The sequence below is a fragment of the Neoroseomonas rubea genome (genome assembly GCF_016106015.1).
In the GTDB taxonomy this organism is placed as follows: Bacteria; Pseudomonadota; Alphaproteobacteria; order Acetobacterales; family Acetobacteraceae; genus Neoroseomonas; species Neoroseomonas rubea.
Genome location: NZ_JACADQ010000723.1, coordinates 1 through 689, shown reverse-complemented (window position 1 = coordinate 689; position 689 = coordinate 1). Strand labels below are relative to the sequence as shown.

Genomic DNA, 689 nt, shown 5'->3' with positions numbered 1-689 from the left:
ATCCCGGCACGCCGGACGGCGCGATGCCGGCCGCGGCGAGCCCGCCGCTGACGGCGAGTGGCCCAAGCATCCAGCCCGCGCGCACGCCCGCGCGCACCATCACCCAGCCCGCCGCCCAGGCGGCCAGCAGCACGAGCAGCAGCCACGGCGGGCGGAACGGCAGCAGGGCCGATATCTGCGGCACCGTCCCCGCGAGCCCCGCCAGGGCGAAGAGATTCGGCACCAGCACCACCACGGCGCAGACGCGCAGCGATTGCGCCAGCGCCACATGGGCCGGCCGCCCGCCATAGGATTGCGCGAGCATCGCCATGTCCGCCACACCACCCGGGATCGCGGAGAACCACGCCGTCGCCATGTCCACCTTCGCCCGCCGCGCAAGCAGCGGCGCGAGCAGCGCGCCGAAGGCCAGCGTGATCGCGGCGGCGATGAGCAGCAGCGGCGCCTTGGCCGCGATCAGCGCCGCCGTCGCCGGCGTGAAATAGGCGCCGAGCGCGACCCCGATCACGCCGAGGCAGCCATTGCGCAGCGGGGCGGAGGCTTCCGCCGGCAGGCCCGACAGCCGCGCCGCCGCAACCGCGACCAGCGCGCCGATCAGCCAGGGCAGCGGCAGCGACAGCAGGGCGAAGAGCGCGCCGCCCGCCGCGCCGAGGGCAAGGCCGAGCGCGAAGATCGGAAGAGCAGTGGTCTGA

At 75.5% G+C, this 689-nt stretch carries 1 protein-coding gene; it reads right to left on the bottom strand.

Going from position 1 to position 689, the window contains the following annotated elements; all coding sequences use genetic code 11:
- Nucleotides 1-689: AbrB family transcriptional regulator (locus HW577_RS26065; RefSeq protein WP_198378967.1), on the bottom strand; the 689-nt coding region annotated here is incomplete at both ends.